This window comes from Lentzea sp. NPDC037011, from assembly GCF_055607425.1.
In genome coordinates this window covers 229256-247024 of record NZ_JBVJRT010000007.1, presented here as the reverse complement: position 1 = coordinate 247024, position 17769 = coordinate 229256, and the positions used below count along the sequence as shown (strand labels likewise).

Sequence of the window (17769 nt, the reverse complement as noted above, 5' to 3'; positions counted from 1 at the left end):
AACCGCCGGGGTGCACGCGGGGAGCTTTCGTACTCCCCTGGCGCACGAAAGGCCCCCACGTGCGGCAAGCAAGCCGGCAGGGTGCACGCGGGGAGCTTTCGTACTCTCCTGGCGCACGGGAGGTCCCCGCGTGCGGCAAGAGGGCGGGCGGGGAGGGGGTCGGTAGGCTGGTGTGCGATGCGCAGAGTTCTTCCGCTGATGGCGATCGTCGTGCTGGCGATCGTGCTGGTCGTGAGCGACCACCCGTTCCCGCCGCCGTCCGACCCCGACCGCGAGTCCAGGACGGCGGTGGTGGCGCTCGGCGACAGCACCCTGTCCGGTGAGGGCGCTGGCTCCTACGAGCCGGGCACGAACGGCGAGGAGGGCGGCAACTGGTGCCACCGCTCCAGCGAGGCGTCGGTCATGAAGGCGCGGTTCGAGGCCGACGAGCGGTTCAACCTGGCCTGTTCGGGCGCGAACTCGGACCGGCTGCGCACCCAGCAGCTGCCGGAGCTGCGCAGGATCGCCGGCTCGCACCGGGTCGTCGCGCTCGTGGTGGCCGTCGGGGCCAACGACGACCCCAAGTTCGCGGACATCCTCAACACGTGCGTGCAGGCGTGGGGTGCGCGCAGCGACTGCACGGCGAAGGTGGCGCCGGAGTGGACCAAGCGGGTCGCGAAGATGGTGCCGAAGGTCGAGAACACGCTGAACGCGATCCGCCAGACCATGCGCGACTCGGGCTACCTCGACTCGTCCTACCAGCTCGTCGTGCAGTCCTACGCGGCGCCGGTCGCGCCGAACGTGCCGAAGTCGCTGCAGAACCTGTCCGGCTGCCCGCTGCGCACCGGTGACCTGGAGTGGGTCGTCGAGGAGGGCGTGCCGGAGCTGTCGAACGGGTTGCGCGTGGCGGCCGGGAAGGTCAACGCCCGGTTCCTCGACCTGGCACGGGCCGGTGAGGGCCACGAGGCGTGCGCGGGCGGCTCGTCACCGGAGGAGGAGTGGTTCACCCGGCTGACGCTGGACTGGGACGGCCTGAAGGACGACCGGCGGTCGGCGCACGCGTGGCAGGAGTCGTTCCACCCCAACGCCCGCGGGCACGAGCAGCTCGCGAACTGCCTGAGCGAGTTCCTGGCCGCCGACGAGCGCGACGGGGCCTGCGTGCCGAAGCTCGACGGCACGCTCGGGCTCACCACCGAAAACTGACCTCGCGCGGCCAGCCGGGGTTGCCGGTGTGCGCGAACGCGGCCCACGCCCGTGCGATGTCGCCGCGGAACACGGCGGGCACGTCCGCGCCGGGGTGCGCGTAGACCAAGCGGTAGCCGCCGGCCTGCTCGGCGAGGCGGGTGCCGGTCGCCGAACGCGCCGGTCGGCTCGCCGTCGCAGTCCACGGGCGGACGCAGGCGCAGCGGGCCGACCGCCGGTTCGGCGTACCGGATGCCCGGGTGGGCGGTCAGGCCTGCACCGCGGCGGCCGGCACCGACGGCAGCACGCGCAGGTTCGCGGCCGCGCGTTCCAGCCGGGACAGCACGCTGGGCCGCAGGTTCGCGATCTCCTGGTCGGCCGCGGGGCCCGCGACCTCCTGCAGCAGCACCTGCATCGGGTGCTCGCCCTCGGCCTCGGAGACCGCGAGCACCCGGAACGTGGTGCCGGGCGGGAAGACGACGCGTTCCTCGGTGGCCACGGCGACGCGGTCGGCGACCTCGACCCTGCGGCCGGTGACCGACCACAGCAGGTACTCGACCGCGCCCTCGACGCGCTGGACGGGGTTCGCGACGGCGTCCAGCAGGCCGTGCTCGACCAGGACGTCACCGCTGCGGTAGCGCCGCGGCCCGGTCGGGCCGGTGACACCCCACACGGTCGCCACGCCGTTGTGCACCGGCAGCCGGTTCAGGCCCGAGACGATGCACGCGACATACGGGCGCAACCGGCCCAGTCGGCCCATGCGCAGCGTCTCGACGACCATCTCCTCGTCCTGCGACACGCACGCGAGCAACGCCGTCAGGTCCGTGACCATCGCCTCGAACGCCGCCGGGTCCTCCTCGGCGTCGGGTCGTTGCGCCAGCAGCCGGCACACGGTCGCCGCGTGCGCGCCGTACCGTTCGCCCAGCGCACGGCGCACGGCGTCGCGTTCGACCTCCGAGCTGCTGTGGTCGGGTGCCACGGTCTCGCGGTCGCCGGTGCCCCGCGCGGGCTGCTCCCACAAGGCCAGCGGCTGGGCGGGCAGCGGCCCGTCGACGCGGAACCGCACTGCGGCGGCGTCCGGGTCGGACGACGGGTAGGCGGCGTCGTCGGGGTCGGCCAGCGCGTGCGACGTCACGGCCGCCATGGCCGGACCGCCCTCGACGGCCGCGGCACCGAAGGCGGGCCGGGCCGGCTGTTCCGGATCAGCGCCCACCGCGGCGAACGCGACCCGGACCGTCGCCTCCTGGTCGACCGGCACACCGGCGAACACCGGGCGGGGCGACTCGGGCTCGGCGAACGCGGACCGGGCAGGCTGGTCGGTGTCGACCGGGATGCCGGCGAACGTGGCGCGCGGTGCCTCGGGTTCGTAGGCGGGTCGCGGCTCGTAGTCGGCCGTCACCCCGGCACCGAAACTGGGCCGTGCCGGGTGGTCGGGCTCCGCGTACGCCGGTCGCTCCGATCCCGCGGGCGTCACCCCGGCACCGAACGTGGGCCGCTCCGCATCCGCTGGCGTCACGGCCGCGAAGAAGCCGGTGCCGTTGTCCGCGGAGTCGCGCTGCGACAACGCGTGCGCAGCCGCACCGAGCGCCGCGGCGATGGTGGCGGACGACCCGGTCTTCGCCACCGGTGGCGCTTCGGCGGGCTCGGCGAACCCGCCGTCCACCGCGGCGTGGGCCGGGGCGGCGTGCTGCGGCACCGAGGGGGGCGGCGGAGGCGGCGGTGACACCTTCGAGTCGCAGAAGACGACTCGAAGCAGCTTGCGGACCTCGGGCTCAAGGCGTTCCACGAGAGCAGCGCCGTGCACCGCGACCGCACCGGGCGTCGTGCGCCCTGGCGTGCCCACGGTCAGACGTGCCCATTCCGGGTCCACGGCCTGAGAGCGGACCTCGGCGGCGTTGTACGGCTCGTCGTGCTCGCGCACCCACAGACCCGAGGGCACGACTTCGAGCACCACGCCGTCGCCGAGCGAGAACACGCCCGGCGAGACCTCGCTCAGGCCCGGCACCGGCGTGCGGTAGCCGGTCACGACCGGCACGCTCTCGTGCGGGACGCACTGCACCTCGGTCACGAACGGCCGCCACGTCTGCTGCCCGCGCGGGTCGACCGCGATGACCGCGGGACCGCCGCCGCGCAGGTTGCCGACCGGCAGGCCGGTGAACGCGGCGATCGGCTCGCCGAGTTCGTCGGCGACCAGCTTGCCCAGCTCGGCGTCGACGCCGTAGGGCACGAGCCGCACCCGCGACCGGGCGGCCTGGGGCAGCGCGGTGAGGAGCCGGCAGACCTCGTCGGTCGGGATGGCCGGCTGGCCAGGCCCGCCGACGACCACGGTCAGCACGTTGTCGCGGCACGGCAGCGCCACGATCGGGCGGGCGTCCGGGGCGGACGGGTCGAACGGCGGCTGCTGCGCGCGCAGCCACAGCCCCGACGGGATGGGTTCGGAGACGCCAACCTCGCCGGTGGGCCACGGCGAGTTCGGGTCCATTGCCTCCCACTGCGGCACCGGGAAGCGGCGGCCGAACGGCATCGGCGAGGCGTTCGGCTGGAACCGCACCCAGCTGCCGTAGCCCTGGGAGCCGACCACGAACGCGGCACCCGGCACGGTCGTCAGCACGCCGTCCGGGGCCACGACCTCGGTCTGCAGCTGCTCGGCCAGCCACTGCGCGGGCGCGGTGGGGCGCATCGTGCCGGCGTGCGAGACGGCGAGCCGGACCGGCCCGCGCCCGTTCAGCGCCGTCACGACGTGCGGCCAGAACGTGCTCTGGTCCCCGCTGGGGAAGTCGACGACGACCACGGTGCGACCGCGGTCGGCCGGCAGTGCGCGCGCCAGCCCGGTCGCGCCCTGACCCGGTCCCTCCGGTGCGGAGACGACGAGCGTGGCACCGACGAAGTTCGCCGCGTACGGCGTCCGCTGTGGCTGCGGCGGCTTCGGCGGCTCCGGTTCGTACTCGTACGACGACGGGGCCTCGTAGGACGCCGGCACCTCGTAGGTGGGCGTCGGCTGCTCGGCCGGTTGCAGGGCCTGTTCCTGGGCCTGTGCGTGCATCGGCTGCACCTGTTGCGTCTGTTGGTCGCCGCGGGCGGCGGCACGTCGGCCCATCAAGCGCCTGATCACCTCCGTGCCATCCCGTTCACTCGCCCTTTCGGTGGAACCGGGCAACGGTCGTGCACGCTATCAACACGCGTCAGCGCTCCGTCACCCAGTCGGGTTATTTGGTGTCATCCGATCGAGACCCACACCGCGGTCGCCCGGCCGCACACACCGTCCGGGCCGATGATGGCCGACGCGGAGTACGCCTTGCGCCCCTCGCGGCCGAGCTCCCACGCGAGCAGCACGTGGTCCACGTCCAGCTCGACGGGCCGCTCCACCTGCGCCACGAACGTGCCGAGCACGAACGCCGGACCGCCGTCGGGGGCCACCGGCTGGGCCGACGGGCAGTCCAGCGCCGCCCACACGACCTCGGGCAGCACGTGCCCGCCCTCGTGGGGCAGGACCGCGGTCGGGCGCCAGACCCCGGCCCACTCCTCCCGGCCCACGAGCGGCCCGAGCAGCGCGCCGATGCCGTCCTCGCGGTCGGGGCCGCAGCCGAAGCAGGTCGGGAACGGGTGCCGGTCGCGCCACGGCACCTGCGCCGCCGCCGCGCGGGCCTCCGCCAGCGTGGGGACGGCAGGGACCGCCAGGTCGAGCGCCGCCGGTGCGGCCGAGGCGATCACCACGTCACCGTCGAGCAGCTCACCGTCGCGGACCCGCATCTCCCGGTCCAGCGGCACCGGCTTGCGCAGCCGCACGCTCACCGGACCGGCGCCGACGTGCGCGGCGAGGCGGCCGGAGACGTAGCCGCCGTTGCCCGTCCCCGGCGGGCCGTTGAACCGGCTCCCGATCGTCACGGTCGTCACTTCTGGTCACCCTCCAGGTACACCCACTGGCCGTTCTCCCTGATGAAGCGGCTGCGCTCGTGCACGACACCGCCCACGTAGTGCGCCCGGAACTCGACGACGCCCTCGTTCTGGAGCAGTCCGCCGTTCTCGGTCGCCAGCACCTCGAGCTTCAGCCAGCGGTCGTTGTCGCCGGTCCCCGCGTCCGACGGCCGGTGCCGCGAGTGCCAGGTGCGCAGCAGGTAGTCCTCATCGGACAGTGCGAAAGCGCTGTACCGGGAGCGCATCAGCTGCTCAGCGGTCGCCGCCGTGCGGACGCCGGAGTGGAGCGCACCGCAGCAGTCCACATAGGACTGGCCGGTGCCGCAGGGGCACAGTTTGGTGGTCACGTCCACATTGTGCCCGGTGAACTCGGTAGAACCGATGCCGCACCGCGTACGTACCCCCTGTCAGGACTGACTCGCGGGAGGCATGGGAGGCCGCACGTGACCGTCGAGAGCAGGGCGGACCTGGTTCCGCTGCGCACGTGGTTCGGGCTGCGCTGGCGCGGCTACGACCGGGACGAGGTGGACGACTACGTCGCCGAGCTGGAGGCCGAGCTGCGCCTGGTCACCGCCGACCGCGACGCCTCCGAGGCCCGCGCCGACGCGCTGGCCAGCAGGTTGATGTCGGTGCAGGAGGAGAACACGGCGCTGCAGGACGGCCTGCACCGCATCTGCCTGACCCCGATCGACCTCAGGGGCCTGCCCGAACGGCTCGCGCGCATGGTCGCGCTGGCCGAGGAGGAACGCCGCGAGGTCATCAGGGACGCGCAGCTCCAGGCGCTGATGATCGTCGGGGAGGCCGAGTCGCGCGCCCGCGGCCTCGAAGAACAGGCCGCGGCCCAGCGCGAGGAGGTCCGCGAGGACTTCCGGCTCGCCATGTCCGCCCGCCGCGCCGAGGCGATGCGGGCCCTCGCGGAGCTGCGCGACGTCGCACTCGACGAGGCGGACCGGATCGTCGCGGAGGCGAGGGTGCGGCGCGCGGGGATCGAGCACGGCGGATGACGCGGCCCCGCCCCGCGCGGACGGGAGCTACGGCTCCTGGTCGAGGTCGTGGAAGTCCGGCACGGTCGTCGTCCCCGTGCGCCAGTCGTGCCGGAGCACCGCGTACCCCACCGAGTCGAACCGGCGGCCCTCGCCGTCCGGCCACGCCCGGCGGTAGTGCGCCTCCTTGACGTAGCCGCACTGCGCGAACACGCGGCGCATCGCCAGGTTGTCCTGCCGGGTCGTGGCCTCGATCCGCTGCACGTGCACCAGCTCGGTGAAGAGCTTGTCGGTGAGCCAGCGGACCGCGGCCCTGCCCAGGCCACGGCCGCGGTGCCGTGCGCCCACCCGCAGGTCGAACATCGGCGTCTCGTCCCCGAGGTCGAACAGCCGCACGATCCCGGCGCGCTCCCCCGCCACCTCGATCCAGTACGTCTCGTCGTAGTACCCGGACCGGACGCGGTCGAGCACGTCCGCGCGGTCGACGGTGGCGTTCGCGTGGAACGGCCACGGCTCGCCGGCGAGGAAGTCGGCCAACGCCTCCGCCTCGCCGGCCTCGAACCGCCGGAACACCTAGTCCCTCTCGATCAGGTGGCCCACCACGTCCGGACCGGGGTGCGCGTGCCCGGACCCGTCGCGGCGCGGGTCGATCTCCGGCAGCTCCACCGGCGTGCCCTTCACGTCGGACCCGGCCGGCCGCGACCCGATCCACGCCACCACCAGGTGCGTCTCGCCCTTCAGGAACCGCTGCGACCGCACACCGCCGGTTGCGCGCCCCTTCGCCGGGTACTCGGCGAACGGCGTGACCTTGACGCTCTGCCCGCTCGACGTGACCACCATCGGCTCGCCGTGCTGGCCGTCACCCGTCTTGACCGCGCCGAAGAACAGCACGTGCGCGTCACCGCTGAGGTTGATGCCCGCCATGCCGCCGCCCTTGAGGCCCTGCGGCCGCACCAGCTTCGCGTCGTAGCGCAGCAACGACGAGTCGGAGCTGACGAACGCCAGCGCCTCCGTACCGTCGTCCAGCCAGGTCGCGCCGACGACCTCGTCGCCGTCCTTGAGCGTGATGACCTCGAACTCGTCCGACCGCACCGGCCACTCCGGCGAGCACACCTTGACCGTGCCCAGCTTCGTGCCCAGCGCGATGCCCGGCGAGGACCCCGGGTCGAGCGGCGCGATGCCGACGACCTTCTCGCCCTTCTCCAGCGGCACCAGCTCACTGGCCGCCATGCCGCCGCGCAGGCTCACCGTCCCGCTCTGCTCCGGCAGCACCGGCAGCGGCAGCACGTCCGTCTTGAACGCCCGCCCCCGGTTCGTGACCAGCACGACCTGACCGCGCGCCGTGGAGTGCACCAGCGCGGCCACCGCGTCGTGCTTCACCCGCCCGGCCCGCCGCTTGCCCTCCGACGCCTCCTCCGACTCCGCCGCCGTGCGCGCGACGAGCCCGGTGGCGCTCAGGATCACCTGGCACGGGTCGTCCGCGACCTCCAGCGGCCCGGCCGGCTTCGACGCCGCCAGCACCTCCTTGAGGTCACCGTCGATGAGGCTCGTCCTGCGGTCCCCGCCCAGCTCCTTCGCCACCGCGGCCAGCTCGCTCGACACGAGCTTCTTCAGGACACCCTCGTCCTCCAGGATCGCCGTCAGCTCCGCGATCTCCCTGGTGAGCTTGTCCTGCTCGCCCTCCAGCTCGATCTTGTCGTACCTGGTGAGGCGCCGCAGCGGCGTGTCGAGGATGTAGGACGCCTGGATCTCCGAGAGCGTGAACTGCTTCATCAGGCCGTCCTTCGCGGCAGCGGCGTTCTCGCTGCCCCGGATCAGCTTGATGACCTTGTCGATGTCGAGCAGCGCCCTGAGCAGCCCCTCGACCAGGTGCAACCGCTCCTCGCGCTTGCGCCTGCGGAACTTCGTCCTGCGCGTGACGACGTCGTAGCGGTGCCGCAGGAAGACCTCCAGCAGCCCCTTGAGCCCGAGCGTCCGCGGCTGCCCGTCCACCAGCACCAGGTTGTTGATGCCGAACGACTGCTCCATCGGCGTCAACCGGTACAGGTCCGCGAGCAGCGCCTGCGGGTTCACCCCGACCTTGCACTCGATGACGAGCCGGATGCCGTTCTCGCGGTCGGTCAGGTCCTTGACGTCCGCGATGCCGGTCAGCCGCTTCGACTTGTTCACCTCGTCGGTGATCTTCTCGACGATCCGCTCCGCACCCACGCCGTACGGCAGCTCCGTGACCGTGATGGCCTGCCGCCCGCGCGACCCCTCCAGCGGGCCGATCTCGATCTTCGCGCGCATCCGCACGACACCGCGACCGGTCTCGTAGGCCTTCCTCACCTCGTCGAGGCCGAGCAGGATGCCACCGGTGGGCAGGTCCGGCCCCGGGACGAACTCCATGAGCTTGTCGAGGTCGGCGTTCGGGTGCGTGATGAGCCACCGCGCCGCACCCACCACCTCGCGCAGGTTGTGCGGGATCATGTTCGTCGCCATGCCGACCGCGATGCCGGACGTGCCGTTGACCAGCAGGTTCGGGAACGCCGCCGGCAGCACGCTCGGCTCGTCCAGCGAACCGTCGTAGTTCGGACGGAAGTCGACCGTCTCCTCGTTGAGCTCACCGACCAGCTGCATGGCGACCGGCGACATGCGGCACTCGGTGTACCTGCTCGCCGCGGGACCGTCATCGGGGCTGCCGAAGTTGCCGTGGCCGTCGATCAGCGGCTCGTTGAGGCTGAAGTCCTGAGCGAGACGGACCAGCGCGTCGTAGATCGCCGTGTCACCGTGCGGGTGGTACCGGCCCATGGTGTCGCCGACTACGCGCGACGACTTCACGTACGGGGTGTTCGGCCTCTGCCCGTTCTGGTTCATCGAGAACAGGATGCGGCGGTGCACCGGCTTGAGGCCGTCCCGCGCGTCCGGCAGAGCCCGCGAGTGGATGACCGAGTACGCGTACTCCAGGTACGAGTCCTCGATCTCCGTCTTCAGCGAGTTGTCGAGCACACGGGCACCGGCCCGGTCGAACGCGGCCGGGTCGACCTTGGTCGTGGGTCCCTTACGGCGTGCCATGACTTCGTAACTCCGTCTGTTCTCTCGAGAAGGCTTAGAGGTCGATGGCCGACTGGTCGACCCGTGCGGCGGACTCGACGAGCCAGTTGCGGCGCGGCTCGACCTTCTCGCCCATCAGCAGCTCCAGCGCGACCTCCGCGGCCTCGACGTCGTCCATCGTGATGCGGCGGACACTGCGGGTCGCGGGGTTCATCGTGGTCTCCCACAGCTCGTCCGCGTCCATCTCACCCAGGCCCTTGAACCGCGGCACCGGCGTCACTACCTGCTTGCCGGCCTTCTCCAGCCGCGCGACGGTCTGCTCCATCTGCCGCTGGGTGAAGGTGAAGTGCGTCTCGGCGTTGCGGCCGCGGGTCATGACCTTGTGCAACGGGGGCATGGCCGCGTAGAGGCGGCCGTCCTCGATCACCGGGCGCATGTACTTCGCGAACAGCGTGATCAGCAACGTGCGGATGTGGCTGCCGTCGACGTCCGCGTCGGCCATCAGGATCACCCGGCCGTAGCGCATCTGGGAGATGTCGAACGTGCGGCCGGTGCCGGCGCCGAGGACCTGGACGATGGAGGCGATCTCGGCGTTGCGCAGCGTGTCGGCGAGGGACGCCTTCTGGACGTTGAGGATCTTGCCGCGCAACGGGAGGAGCGCCTGGTACTCGGACACGCGGGCCATGCGCGCGCTGTTGTGCACGAACACACCGGCTTCGAGCGCGAAGTTGTGGTAGCCGTCCACGGTCAGGTCGTAGACGTCCTCGCGCTCCGGCAACGCCTCGACAGCGGCGACCGCGTGGTTGACCAGCGTCGCCGCTTCCCGCAGTCGGATGAAGTCGTCGTCGTAGTGCGCCAGCACCTTCAGGAACTTCAGGCCCGTCTTGGCGTTCGCCTTGCGGTCGAGCTCGTAGGACAGCGCCAGCTCGAAGTTCGACGGCGTGTCCAGCATCGGGGCGAGCCGCTTGAGCGCCGCGATCCGGCGCCCCTCGACCTGCTTGGCCACCCGCTCGGCACGGGACGTCGACTCGACGTAGCGGCGGCGACCGGCCTGAACCGCCTCCAGGTGGCCGGTCGACGCGTCGGCCATCCGCTGCTTCATGCGTGCGGAGTGCTCGCGGCCGAACTCGGGGTGGCTCTCATGCCACGCGATGACGGCCTCACGCTGGCGCTGCCGCTCGGCCGGGTCGGCGAACTGATCGACCGTGGTGCGGGAGCGCCAGGCGAGCAGCTCTTCGTCCTGCCACTGGGCCAGCGAGCGCTCGCTCCACTCCTCCCGCCTACCGGGCTGGGCGAAGAACGCGCGCACCCGCGCGGCGGCCGCCGCGCGGTGCTCCGGCTCGGCCCAGTACTCGGCCTGCAGCGCACGCATGCGCTCGGCGTAGGCGGCCTTGTCGGCGTCGCTCAGCTCGGCGTACCAGTCCTGGAAGCCCTGCTCGATGCGAGCGCGGAACGCCGGGTCCTGGTTGCGGGCGGCGAGCCTGGCCAGGCACGCCGCGCGGAACTCCTGGTCCTTCCACTGTTCGGACAGCATCGCCGACTTGATCTCGGTGCCGCCGGCCGCGAGCCACGCCCGGTAGCCCTCGTGCACGTGCTCGCCCATCATCGCGGCGTGCAGCGCGGCGTGGTCTTCCCACGTCATCCGCTTGAGGTTGCGCGGGTCGTTGTTGCGCTTGTCCACGTCCACGTGGTGGCGGACGTTGCCGTTCGCGGCGCTGTCGAGGCCGTGGCGCAGGTTGTGGGCATCGGCCAGGTAGTGGGTGTAGACCCATTCCTGCCGGTCGTTCATCCACACCCGCTCGTAGCCGTCGAGGTTGTGGCCCTCGGCCTTCGACGACACCGACCGGTAGAGCGGCATCAGCGAGTCGCCGGGCTGCAGCGCGTCGGCGCGGCGGTACGAGCCGTCGCGCAGGCGGAACAGGTGGTCGGGGGTGCAGCGGACCGACGCGCCGTTGTCCAGGGTGACGCGGACCAGCGGGGCATCTTTCTTCGTCAGCCGCGGCTCGACCAGCGGCACGACGACCACGCGGCCGGCCTTGTTCGTCGCGTAGCCGAAGTGCGTCACACCGCGCTGCCAGTCCTCGACCAGTTCCAGGAACGACAGCGACTTGCCAGACGCCAGCGCGACCTGCGTCTCAGCGGTGAAACACCCGAGGGCGCTGTCGCCCTCCACGAGGAAGAGCTCAGACCGCGACACACCCGTGGTCCGGCAGTCCACCAGCTTCGCCGGCATCGCCGCGCCTTCGAGCGCCGTCTTGCGCCGGGCCGCGTCCTTCTGCTGCTTCTGGGTCAGCCGGACGCGGGAGGCGTCGACGACCTTCTGGAGCACGGTCTTGGCCTCGACCTTGGTCCTGCGGTCCTCGGTCCAGGCGCGCACCTGCTGGTCGACGATGCCCTGCAGCACCTTGGTGATGCCGGCGGTGGACAGCTCGTCCTTGGTCTGCGAGGTGAACTGGGGTTCGGGGATGCGGACGTGGACGACGGCGGTCATGCCCTCCAGCACGTCGTCCAGCGTGGGCGGGTCCTCCTTGGGCTTCAGCAGGCCGCGGGTCTTGGAGATGGCGTCCTGGACCGCCTTCAGCACGGCGCGGTCGAAGCCGCGGCGGTGGGTGCCGCCGTGCACGTTGCGGATGGTGTTGGTGAAGCACTCGACGGTGCGGTCGTAGCCGGTGCCCCAGCGCAGGGCGACCTCGACCTCGGCCTGTCGCTCCACTTTGGACCGCATGACGCCGTTCTCGTCGGCGGCGTTCTCGAAGTAGGTGCCGGTGCCGGTGATGACGAGGGTGCCGGAGACGGCGCGGTCGCCGGAGGGGGCCAGGAAGTCGACCATGTCGGTCAGGCCGTTGGGGTAGTGGAAGACCTCTTCGGAGATCGCGTCTTCCAGCGCCGACTTGAGCACGTAGGTGACGCCGGGCACGAGGAACGCCGTGTTGCGCAGCTTCATGCGCACGGTCTCGACGTCCAGGGAGGCGCCGTTCTCGAAGTAGCGGGCGTCGTACCAGTAGCGGATGGAGGTGCCGGTCGACTCGCCGCGCTTCATCTTGCCGACGACGTTGAGGCCGTTCTGGCGGGTGAACGCGGCCTTGGGGCCGGGGCCGTCGAAGACGCCGGGGACGCCGTGGGCGAACGACATCTCGTGGACCTTGCCGCCGCGGCGGACGGTGACGTCGAAGCGGTGGGAGAGGGCGTTGACGGCGGAGGCGCCGACGCCGTGCAGGCCGCCGGAGGTCTTGTAGCCGGAGCCGCCGAACTTGCCGCCCGCGTGCAGCTTGGTGAGGACCAGTTCCACACCGGACAGACCGGACTTGGCGTGCACGTCGGTGGGGATGCCGCGGCCGTCGTCGTCGACCTGGACGCTGCCGTCGGCGTGCAGGGTGACGACGATCTTGGTGGCGTGGCCGGCCACGCCCTCGTCGGTCGAGTTGTCGACGATCTCGCTGAAGAGGTGGTTGATGCCCCGGCTGTCGGTCGACCCGATGTACATGCCTGGCCGCTTGCGGACGGCCTCGAGACCTTCGAGGTGCGTCAGGTCGTCGGCCCCGTACAGGGTCTCAGCGGTCACGGGTGGTGCTCCCTGGATTGTGTGCGGACTGCCAGCAGGGTATCCGCCTGGACCGACAATTTTCCGCAACGGTGGTGCCCTGCGACCCGCAGGGCGGGTGACGTCGACCTCGCGCGCCGGTCAGGCGGTCCCGAGAAAGCCTGCTGACCTGGCAAGACGCGGTTCACCGGCCCAAACGACCACGGCGACCGGGCGGTTGTCGAACGTCACGGGCCCGAGCGCGCCCCGAGGCCGGGTGCCCGAGCACGTGCGGGGTCGGGCGAGGGACCGGATCAGGCGGTTGTGATCGTCCACTGTGGACCGGAAACGGCGGGTGCTCCCGGTCGGCGGCGGGGGCCGAGGTTGCGCGCGTGACCCAGCCGAGACCTTCCCGACACTGGTCCGTGAACCGCTGTGAACGGCGGCACGTATGCCCCGGTGTCAGATCGACGACCGGGACGGGGTGATCGCATGCGGCACGGTGTGGACCTGGGTCTCTGCCAGCGGACCGCGCACAGCCCGTCCTGCTTCGAGCCGGCCAGGACGGGCGCGGGTGAGCCGGTGGGCTTCCGCACCCCGTGCAACCCGCACTTCCCGACCCCGCAGACGTTCGAGGAGCCGGCGAAGAGCCTGCGGCTGCTGTCCCGGCACCGGGTCCTCATCCGCGAGTGCGCCACCGAGCTCGGCATGAGCAGCGGCTTCGCGCGCCTGGTGGTCCGGCCGGAGTCCGACGTCGAGCGGCTCGTCGAAGGCATCCGCGACTTCACCAGGGCGAGGTGGACCTCAGCGCACTCAGCCCACCCCGGCGAACCCCCGCTGCTCATGCACAGCGCCTGACCCCCTCGAAAGGCAGACCAGAGATGTCGTCACCGCACGTCCTCAGCGGTCGGCGCGGCCAGGTGGCCGCGGCCGCGCTGGTGGCAGCCACCCTGCTCAACGCCGCCCTGTTCGGCGGATCCGGCGCCACCGCGTCCTCCCACCGCGAGGCACCGCTCATCGCCGGTGACCCGGCCGTGGACAACACGGACCTGTACGCGTTCGTCAGCCCCGACCACGGGGACACGGTCACCCTGGTCGGCAACTGGTTCCCGTTCCAGGAGCCCAACGGGGGCCCGAACTTCTTCCCGTGGGCCACGGACGCGCAGTACGACTTCAACATCGACAACGACGGCGACGCCAAGGCCGACGTGGTGCTGCGCTGGCAGTTCCACGACGACGACCGCCGCAAGAACAACACGTTCCTCTACACCAACGGCCAGGTGGACTCGCTCGACGACGAGAACCTGCTGTTCCGCCAGCGCTACGACATCGAGGCGATCTACGAGAACGGCCAGAAGGTCAAGCTCGTCGACAACGCCCCGGTCGCGCCGTCGCCGAACGGCCCCGCGTCGATGCCGGACTTCAAGAAGCTGCGCGACCAGGCGACGGTGCAGCTGCCCGGTGGCGGCAAGGTGTACGTCGGGCCGGCCGAGGACCCGTTCTTCCTGGACCTGCGGGTGTTCGACCTGCTCTACGGCGGGAACCTGAGCGAGGTCGGCCAGGACACCCTGCGCGGCTACAACGTCAACACGATCGCGATCCAGCTGCCCAAGCACGCGCTGGCGCTGAAGAACGACGCGAACCGCAACCCGAACATCGGCATCTGGAGCACCACGCAGCGCCGCACCATGAAGCTGTCGCCGGGCAAGGCGGAGGCGGTCGGTGACTTCGTGCAGGTCTCCCGGCTGGGCAACCCGCTGGTGAACGAGGTCGTGGCGCCCGCAGGCCTCAAGGACGCGTTCAACGGCCTGCGCCCCGACCAGGACGCCGGGGTGAAGGAGCTGGTGGACCGGGTGGTGAACCCGGAGCTGCCGAAGCTGGTCGAGGCCATCTACAAGATCCCGGCGCCGAAGGGCCAGCGCGACGACCTGGCCGAGATCTTCCTGACCGGCATCAGCACGAAGATCGGCGCGCAGATCAACGCCGACCTGAACTCGCAGATCAACAACGCCGACGTCGACAAGCACCGGTTCCGGCCCGCGGAGATGCTGCGGCTGAACATGTCGATCAACCCCAACCCGAACCCGAACCGCCTGGGGCTGCTCGCCGGTGACACACAGGGCTTCCCGAACGGCCGCCGCCTCACCGACGACGTCGTGGACATCGGCCTGCAGGCGTTCGAGGGCGCGGCGGTGACGGGCAAGCTCGTCGAGGCGCTGGCCGCCGGTGACAAGGTCGACCAGAACGACCAGCCGTTCGAGGCGGCGTTCCCGTACGTGGCGCTGCCCCGCAACGGCACGGCCGTGAACACCTCGGGCACCACCGCAGAGGTCGCGGTGAACCCGGTCGGCCGGATCGGCAACCTCGACCCGATGGCGATGACCACCGCGGTCGGCTCGGCGCTGGTGTTCGGCGCGGGTTTCTTCCTGTGGCGCAAGCGCCAGGTTCACATCCGCGAGTACGGGTCGCACTCGAAGTGAGGTATCAGCAGCGGCAGGCCGTCGCGGTGGGTCTCCTGGTCACCGCGGCGCTTGTCCACCTGGTCGCCTCCGGTCCTGCCGGCAGCAGGGCCGGGGGCGAGCCCCCTGTTCCCGTGGTGGCGCAGCAGAACCAGCTGCACCGGGTGGTGCACCAGCTCCAGCAGCGGCTGCACCGGGTGCCCGACGACCCGGCGTCGTGGGCGCGGCTCGGCGCTTCCTACGTGGAGCTCGCGCGGGTCACGGCCGACCCGGCGTACTACGCGAAGGCCGAGGGCGCGCTGAAGAACGCGGGCGACACCGGTCTGGCCGCCGTCGGCATGGGCACGCTGGCCAACGCCCGGCACGACTTCCACGCCGCCCGCGAGTGGGGGCTGCGGGCGGTCGCCGCCCTGCCGTCCTCCGCGGAGGGCTACGGCGTGCTGGCCGACGCGCTGACGCAGCTCGGCGACGACGCGGGTGCACAGGACGCGGTGCAGCGGATGCTCGACCTCAAGCCGAACACGGCCTCGTTCGCCCGCGCCTCCTTCCACCTGGAGCTCCACGGCGACGTCGACGGCGCCCGCGCCGCGATGACCCGCGCGCTGAACGCGGCCGCGACGCCCGAGGAGATCGCCTTCTGCCGGTACCGGCTGGGCGAGCTCGCGTTCGACCACAACCGGCTCGACGAAGCCGCTCAGCACTACGAGCGGGGTCTGGCGGCGAGAGGAGACGACATGACCCTCACCCAGGGCAAGGCGAAGGTCGCGGCGGCACGCGGTGACGTCCCGGTCGCGATCGAGGAGTACCGCAGGCTCGTGGCCCGCGCTCCCCTGCCGCAGTACCTGCAGGAGTACGCGGAGCTGCTCGCGGCCGACGGCAGGGCGCAGGAGGCGGCCCGGCAGTACGACGTGCTGTCCGAGCAGCAGCGGCTGATGGAGTCGCAGGGTGCCTCCGACGACCTCGCCGCGGCGCTCGTGGCGGCCGACCGCGGTGACGGGGTGCGGGCGCTGCGCCGGGCCGAGTCGGAGTGGGGCAAGCGGCAGAGCGTGTTCGTCGCCGACGCGATGGCGTGGGCGCTGCACGTGAACGGGCGGGACGCCGAGGCGTTGGCCTACGCCGACCGCGCTGCCGCGCTGGGCTGGCAGAACGCGACGTTCTCCTACCACCGCGGCATGATCCTCGCCGCGCTCGGCCGGGTGGCCGAGGCGCAGGAGGCGCTGGTGCTGGCGCTGCGGCTGAACGCGAACTTCTCCCCGCTGCACGCGCTGAAGGCGGGCCGCAAGCTCGCCGAGCTGCGGGGCGGGCGGTGAGGTACGCCGTCATCGGCGCCCTGCTGCTGGCCGGGTTCTTCGGCCTGCAGGGCGAGGCCTTCGGGCACCCGCTGGGCAACTTCAGCGTCAACCACTACCACGGCCTGCACCTGCACCCCGACCGGATCGACCTCAGGTCGGTGGTCGACGTCGCGGAGATCCCGACGCTGCAGGAGAACCTGCGGGACCGCGACGCCGGGCGCTGGTGCGACGAGCTGGCCGGCACCGACCGGTCCACCGTGGACGGCCGGCGGATCACCTGGACCGTCGCCGGCGCCACCAAGGAGCACCCGGTCGGGCAGGCCGACCTGGTCACCACCCGGCTGGTCTGCGAGCTCACCGCGAAGGTCGACCTCGCCCGGCCGGCCCGCCTGGAGTTCCACGACGAGTCGAACACCGACCGGGTCGGCTGGCGGGAGATCACCGCCGCCGGCACCGGGGTGCGGCTCACCGGCTCGCCCGTGCCCACCGAGAGCATCAGCGGCGAGCTGCGGACCTACCCGGAGGACCTGCTCAGCAGCCCGCTCGACGTCCGCTCGGTCGCGTTCACCGCGCAGCCCGGTTCCGGGTCGGAGCCCAAGCAGGCCACCGGTTCCCCGATCCGGTCGTTCAGCACGACGGCCGCCGCCCTCAACGACATCCTGGGCAGCGACGAGCTCACGCCGTGGCTCGGTTTCCTCGCGCTGCTGCTCTCGCTCGTCCTCGGTGCCTCGCACGCCGCGCTGCCCGGTCACGGCAAGACGCTCATCGCCGCCTACCTCGCGGGCCGTCAGGGCACGCCGCGCGACGCGTTCGTCGTGGGTGCCTCGGTCACGGTCACGCACACCGGTGGCGTGCTGCTGCTCGGCCTGGTCATCAGCGCCTCCAGCGCGCTGGCCGGCGAGCAGGTGCTGCGCTGGCTCGGGCTGGTCAGCGGCCTGCTGATCACCGGCATCGGCGTCCTGCTGCTGCGCTCCGCGCTGACCCGCGAACCCGCGCTCGCGCGAGCCGGGCACGGGCACAGTCATGGACACGGACACGGACACGGACATGGGCACGGGCATGGAACCGGGCACGGTCACGGGTACAGCCGGGCGAGCCTGATCGGCATGGGCGCGGCCAACGGCCTGGTCCCGTCACCCTCCGCGCTCGTCGTCCTGCTCGGCGCCGTCGCGCTCGGGCGCACCTGGTTCGGCGTGCTGCTGGTCCTCGGCTACGGCTTCGGCATGGCCGCGACGCTGACCGGCGTCGGCCTGCTGCTGGTGAAGGCCCGCGACCGGGTCGAACGGCTGCTGGACGGCCGTGCCACAAAACTGCTCTCGCATTGCGCACCCGTGGGCACAGCCGCGTTGGTCATCGTGGTCGGCGGGTGGCTCGCATTGCAGTCCGCATAAATGACATCAATGCGA

Annotated in this window: 13 protein-coding genes; 6 read left to right on the top strand and 7 right to left on the bottom strand. The window is 71.8% G+C overall.

Translation table 11 applies throughout. The annotated features are described in order from the left end of the window. The first annotated feature begins 177 nt into the window (after window positions 1-177). The gene (locus ACZ7CH_RS23385) at window positions 178-1182 is read left to right on the top strand and encodes a GDSL-type esterase/lipase family protein (RefSeq protein ID WP_470374837.1); all 1005 of its coding nucleotides are present in this window, start codon (window positions 178-180) and stop codon (window positions 1180-1182) included. Here the strand turns inward: ACZ7CH_RS23385 and ACZ7CH_RS23380 are convergent. The 4 genes from ACZ7CH_RS23380 to ACZ7CH_RS23365 form a co-directional block, all read right to left on the bottom strand. Continuing rightward, window positions 1166-1291, bottom strand: a complete 126-nt coding sequence (locus tag ACZ7CH_RS23380; protein WP_470374836.1) for a hypothetical protein — start codon at window positions 1289-1291, stop codon at window positions 1166-1168. The genes ACZ7CH_RS23385 and ACZ7CH_RS23380 overlap by 17 nt on opposite strands. Window positions 1292-1429: 138 nt before the next feature. Next, the gene (locus ACZ7CH_RS23375; protein ID WP_470374835.1) at window positions 1430-4204 is read right to left on the bottom strand and encodes a hypothetical protein; all 2775 of its coding nucleotides are present in this window, start codon (window positions 4202-4204) and stop codon (window positions 1430-1432) included. 173 nt (window positions 4205-4377) lie between these two features. Beyond that, a complete protein-coding gene (locus ACZ7CH_RS23370) occupies window positions 4378-5055 on the bottom strand; it encodes a hypothetical protein (protein WP_470374834.1) in 678 nt (225 codons plus the stop codon). Next, the gene (locus ACZ7CH_RS23365) at window positions 5052-5423 is read right to left on the bottom strand and encodes a YchJ family protein (RefSeq protein WP_360396473.1); all 372 of its coding nucleotides are present in this window, start codon (window positions 5421-5423) and stop codon (window positions 5052-5054) included. Before ACZ7CH_RS23365 ends, ACZ7CH_RS23370 begins: the two co-directional genes overlap by 4 nt. Window positions 5424-5519: 96 nt before the next feature. Here ACZ7CH_RS23365 and ACZ7CH_RS23360 point away from each other — a divergent pair, with 96 nt between their 5' ends. Further along, a complete protein-coding gene (locus ACZ7CH_RS23360) occupies window positions 5520-6080 on the top strand; it encodes a DivIVA domain-containing protein (RefSeq protein ID WP_360396472.1) in 561 nt (186 codons plus the stop codon). A gap of 27 nt (window positions 6081-6107) precedes the next feature. On the opposite strand, the gene ACZ7CH_RS23355 is transcribed toward ACZ7CH_RS23360, so the two are convergent. Genes ACZ7CH_RS23355 through ACZ7CH_RS23345 form a run of 3 tightly spaced genes read right to left on the bottom strand, consistent with a single transcriptional unit; the run spans window position 6108 to window position 12654 of the window. Next, the gene (locus ACZ7CH_RS23355; protein WP_470374833.1) at window positions 6108-6632 is read right to left on the bottom strand and encodes a GNAT family N-acetyltransferase; all 525 of its coding nucleotides are present in this window, start codon (window positions 6630-6632) and stop codon (window positions 6108-6110) included. After that, window positions 6633-9113 (bottom strand): DNA gyrase/topoisomerase IV subunit A, encoded by a 2481-nt coding sequence (locus ACZ7CH_RS23350; protein ID WP_360396469.1) that lies wholly within the window; start codon window positions 9111-9113, stop codon window positions 6633-6635. Window positions 9114-9147: 34 nt separating this feature from the next. Then, the gene (locus tag ACZ7CH_RS23345) at window positions 9148-12654 is read right to left on the bottom strand and encodes an ATP-binding protein (protein ID WP_470374832.1); all 3507 of its coding nucleotides are present in this window, start codon (window positions 12652-12654) and stop codon (window positions 9148-9150) included. Window positions 12655-13104: 450 nt separating this feature from the next. Between ACZ7CH_RS23345 and ACZ7CH_RS23340 the strand changes: the two genes are divergently transcribed. From ACZ7CH_RS23340 to ACZ7CH_RS23325, 4 genes are read left to right on the top strand one after another with little or no spacing between them, the layout of a single operon-like run. Then, window positions 13105-13470 carry a hypothetical protein gene (locus ACZ7CH_RS23340; RefSeq protein WP_470374831.1) on the top strand — a complete coding sequence of 122 codons (366 nt, stop codon included), beginning with the start codon at window positions 13105-13107 and terminating at the stop codon, window positions 13468-13470. Between the two features lie 23 nt (window positions 13471-13493). Beyond that, window positions 13494-15092 (top strand): DUF4331 domain-containing protein, encoded by a 1599-nt coding sequence (locus tag ACZ7CH_RS23335; RefSeq protein WP_470374830.1) that lies wholly within the window; start codon window positions 13494-13496, stop codon window positions 15090-15092. Continuing rightward, window positions 15089-16381: a tetratricopeptide repeat protein gene (locus ACZ7CH_RS23330; protein WP_470374829.1), complete on the top strand. Its 1293-nt coding sequence runs from the start codon at window positions 15089-15091 to the stop codon at window positions 16379-16381. The genes ACZ7CH_RS23335 and ACZ7CH_RS23330 overlap by 4 nt, the downstream gene beginning before the upstream one ends. Continuing rightward, window positions 16378-17754, top strand: coding sequence for a nickel/cobalt transporter (locus tag ACZ7CH_RS23325; RefSeq protein ID WP_470374828.1), 1377 nt, complete (start codon window positions 16378-16380; stop codon window positions 17752-17754). Before ACZ7CH_RS23330 ends, ACZ7CH_RS23325 begins: the two co-directional genes overlap by 4 nt. The last annotated feature ends 15 nt before the right edge of the window (window positions 17755-17769 follow it).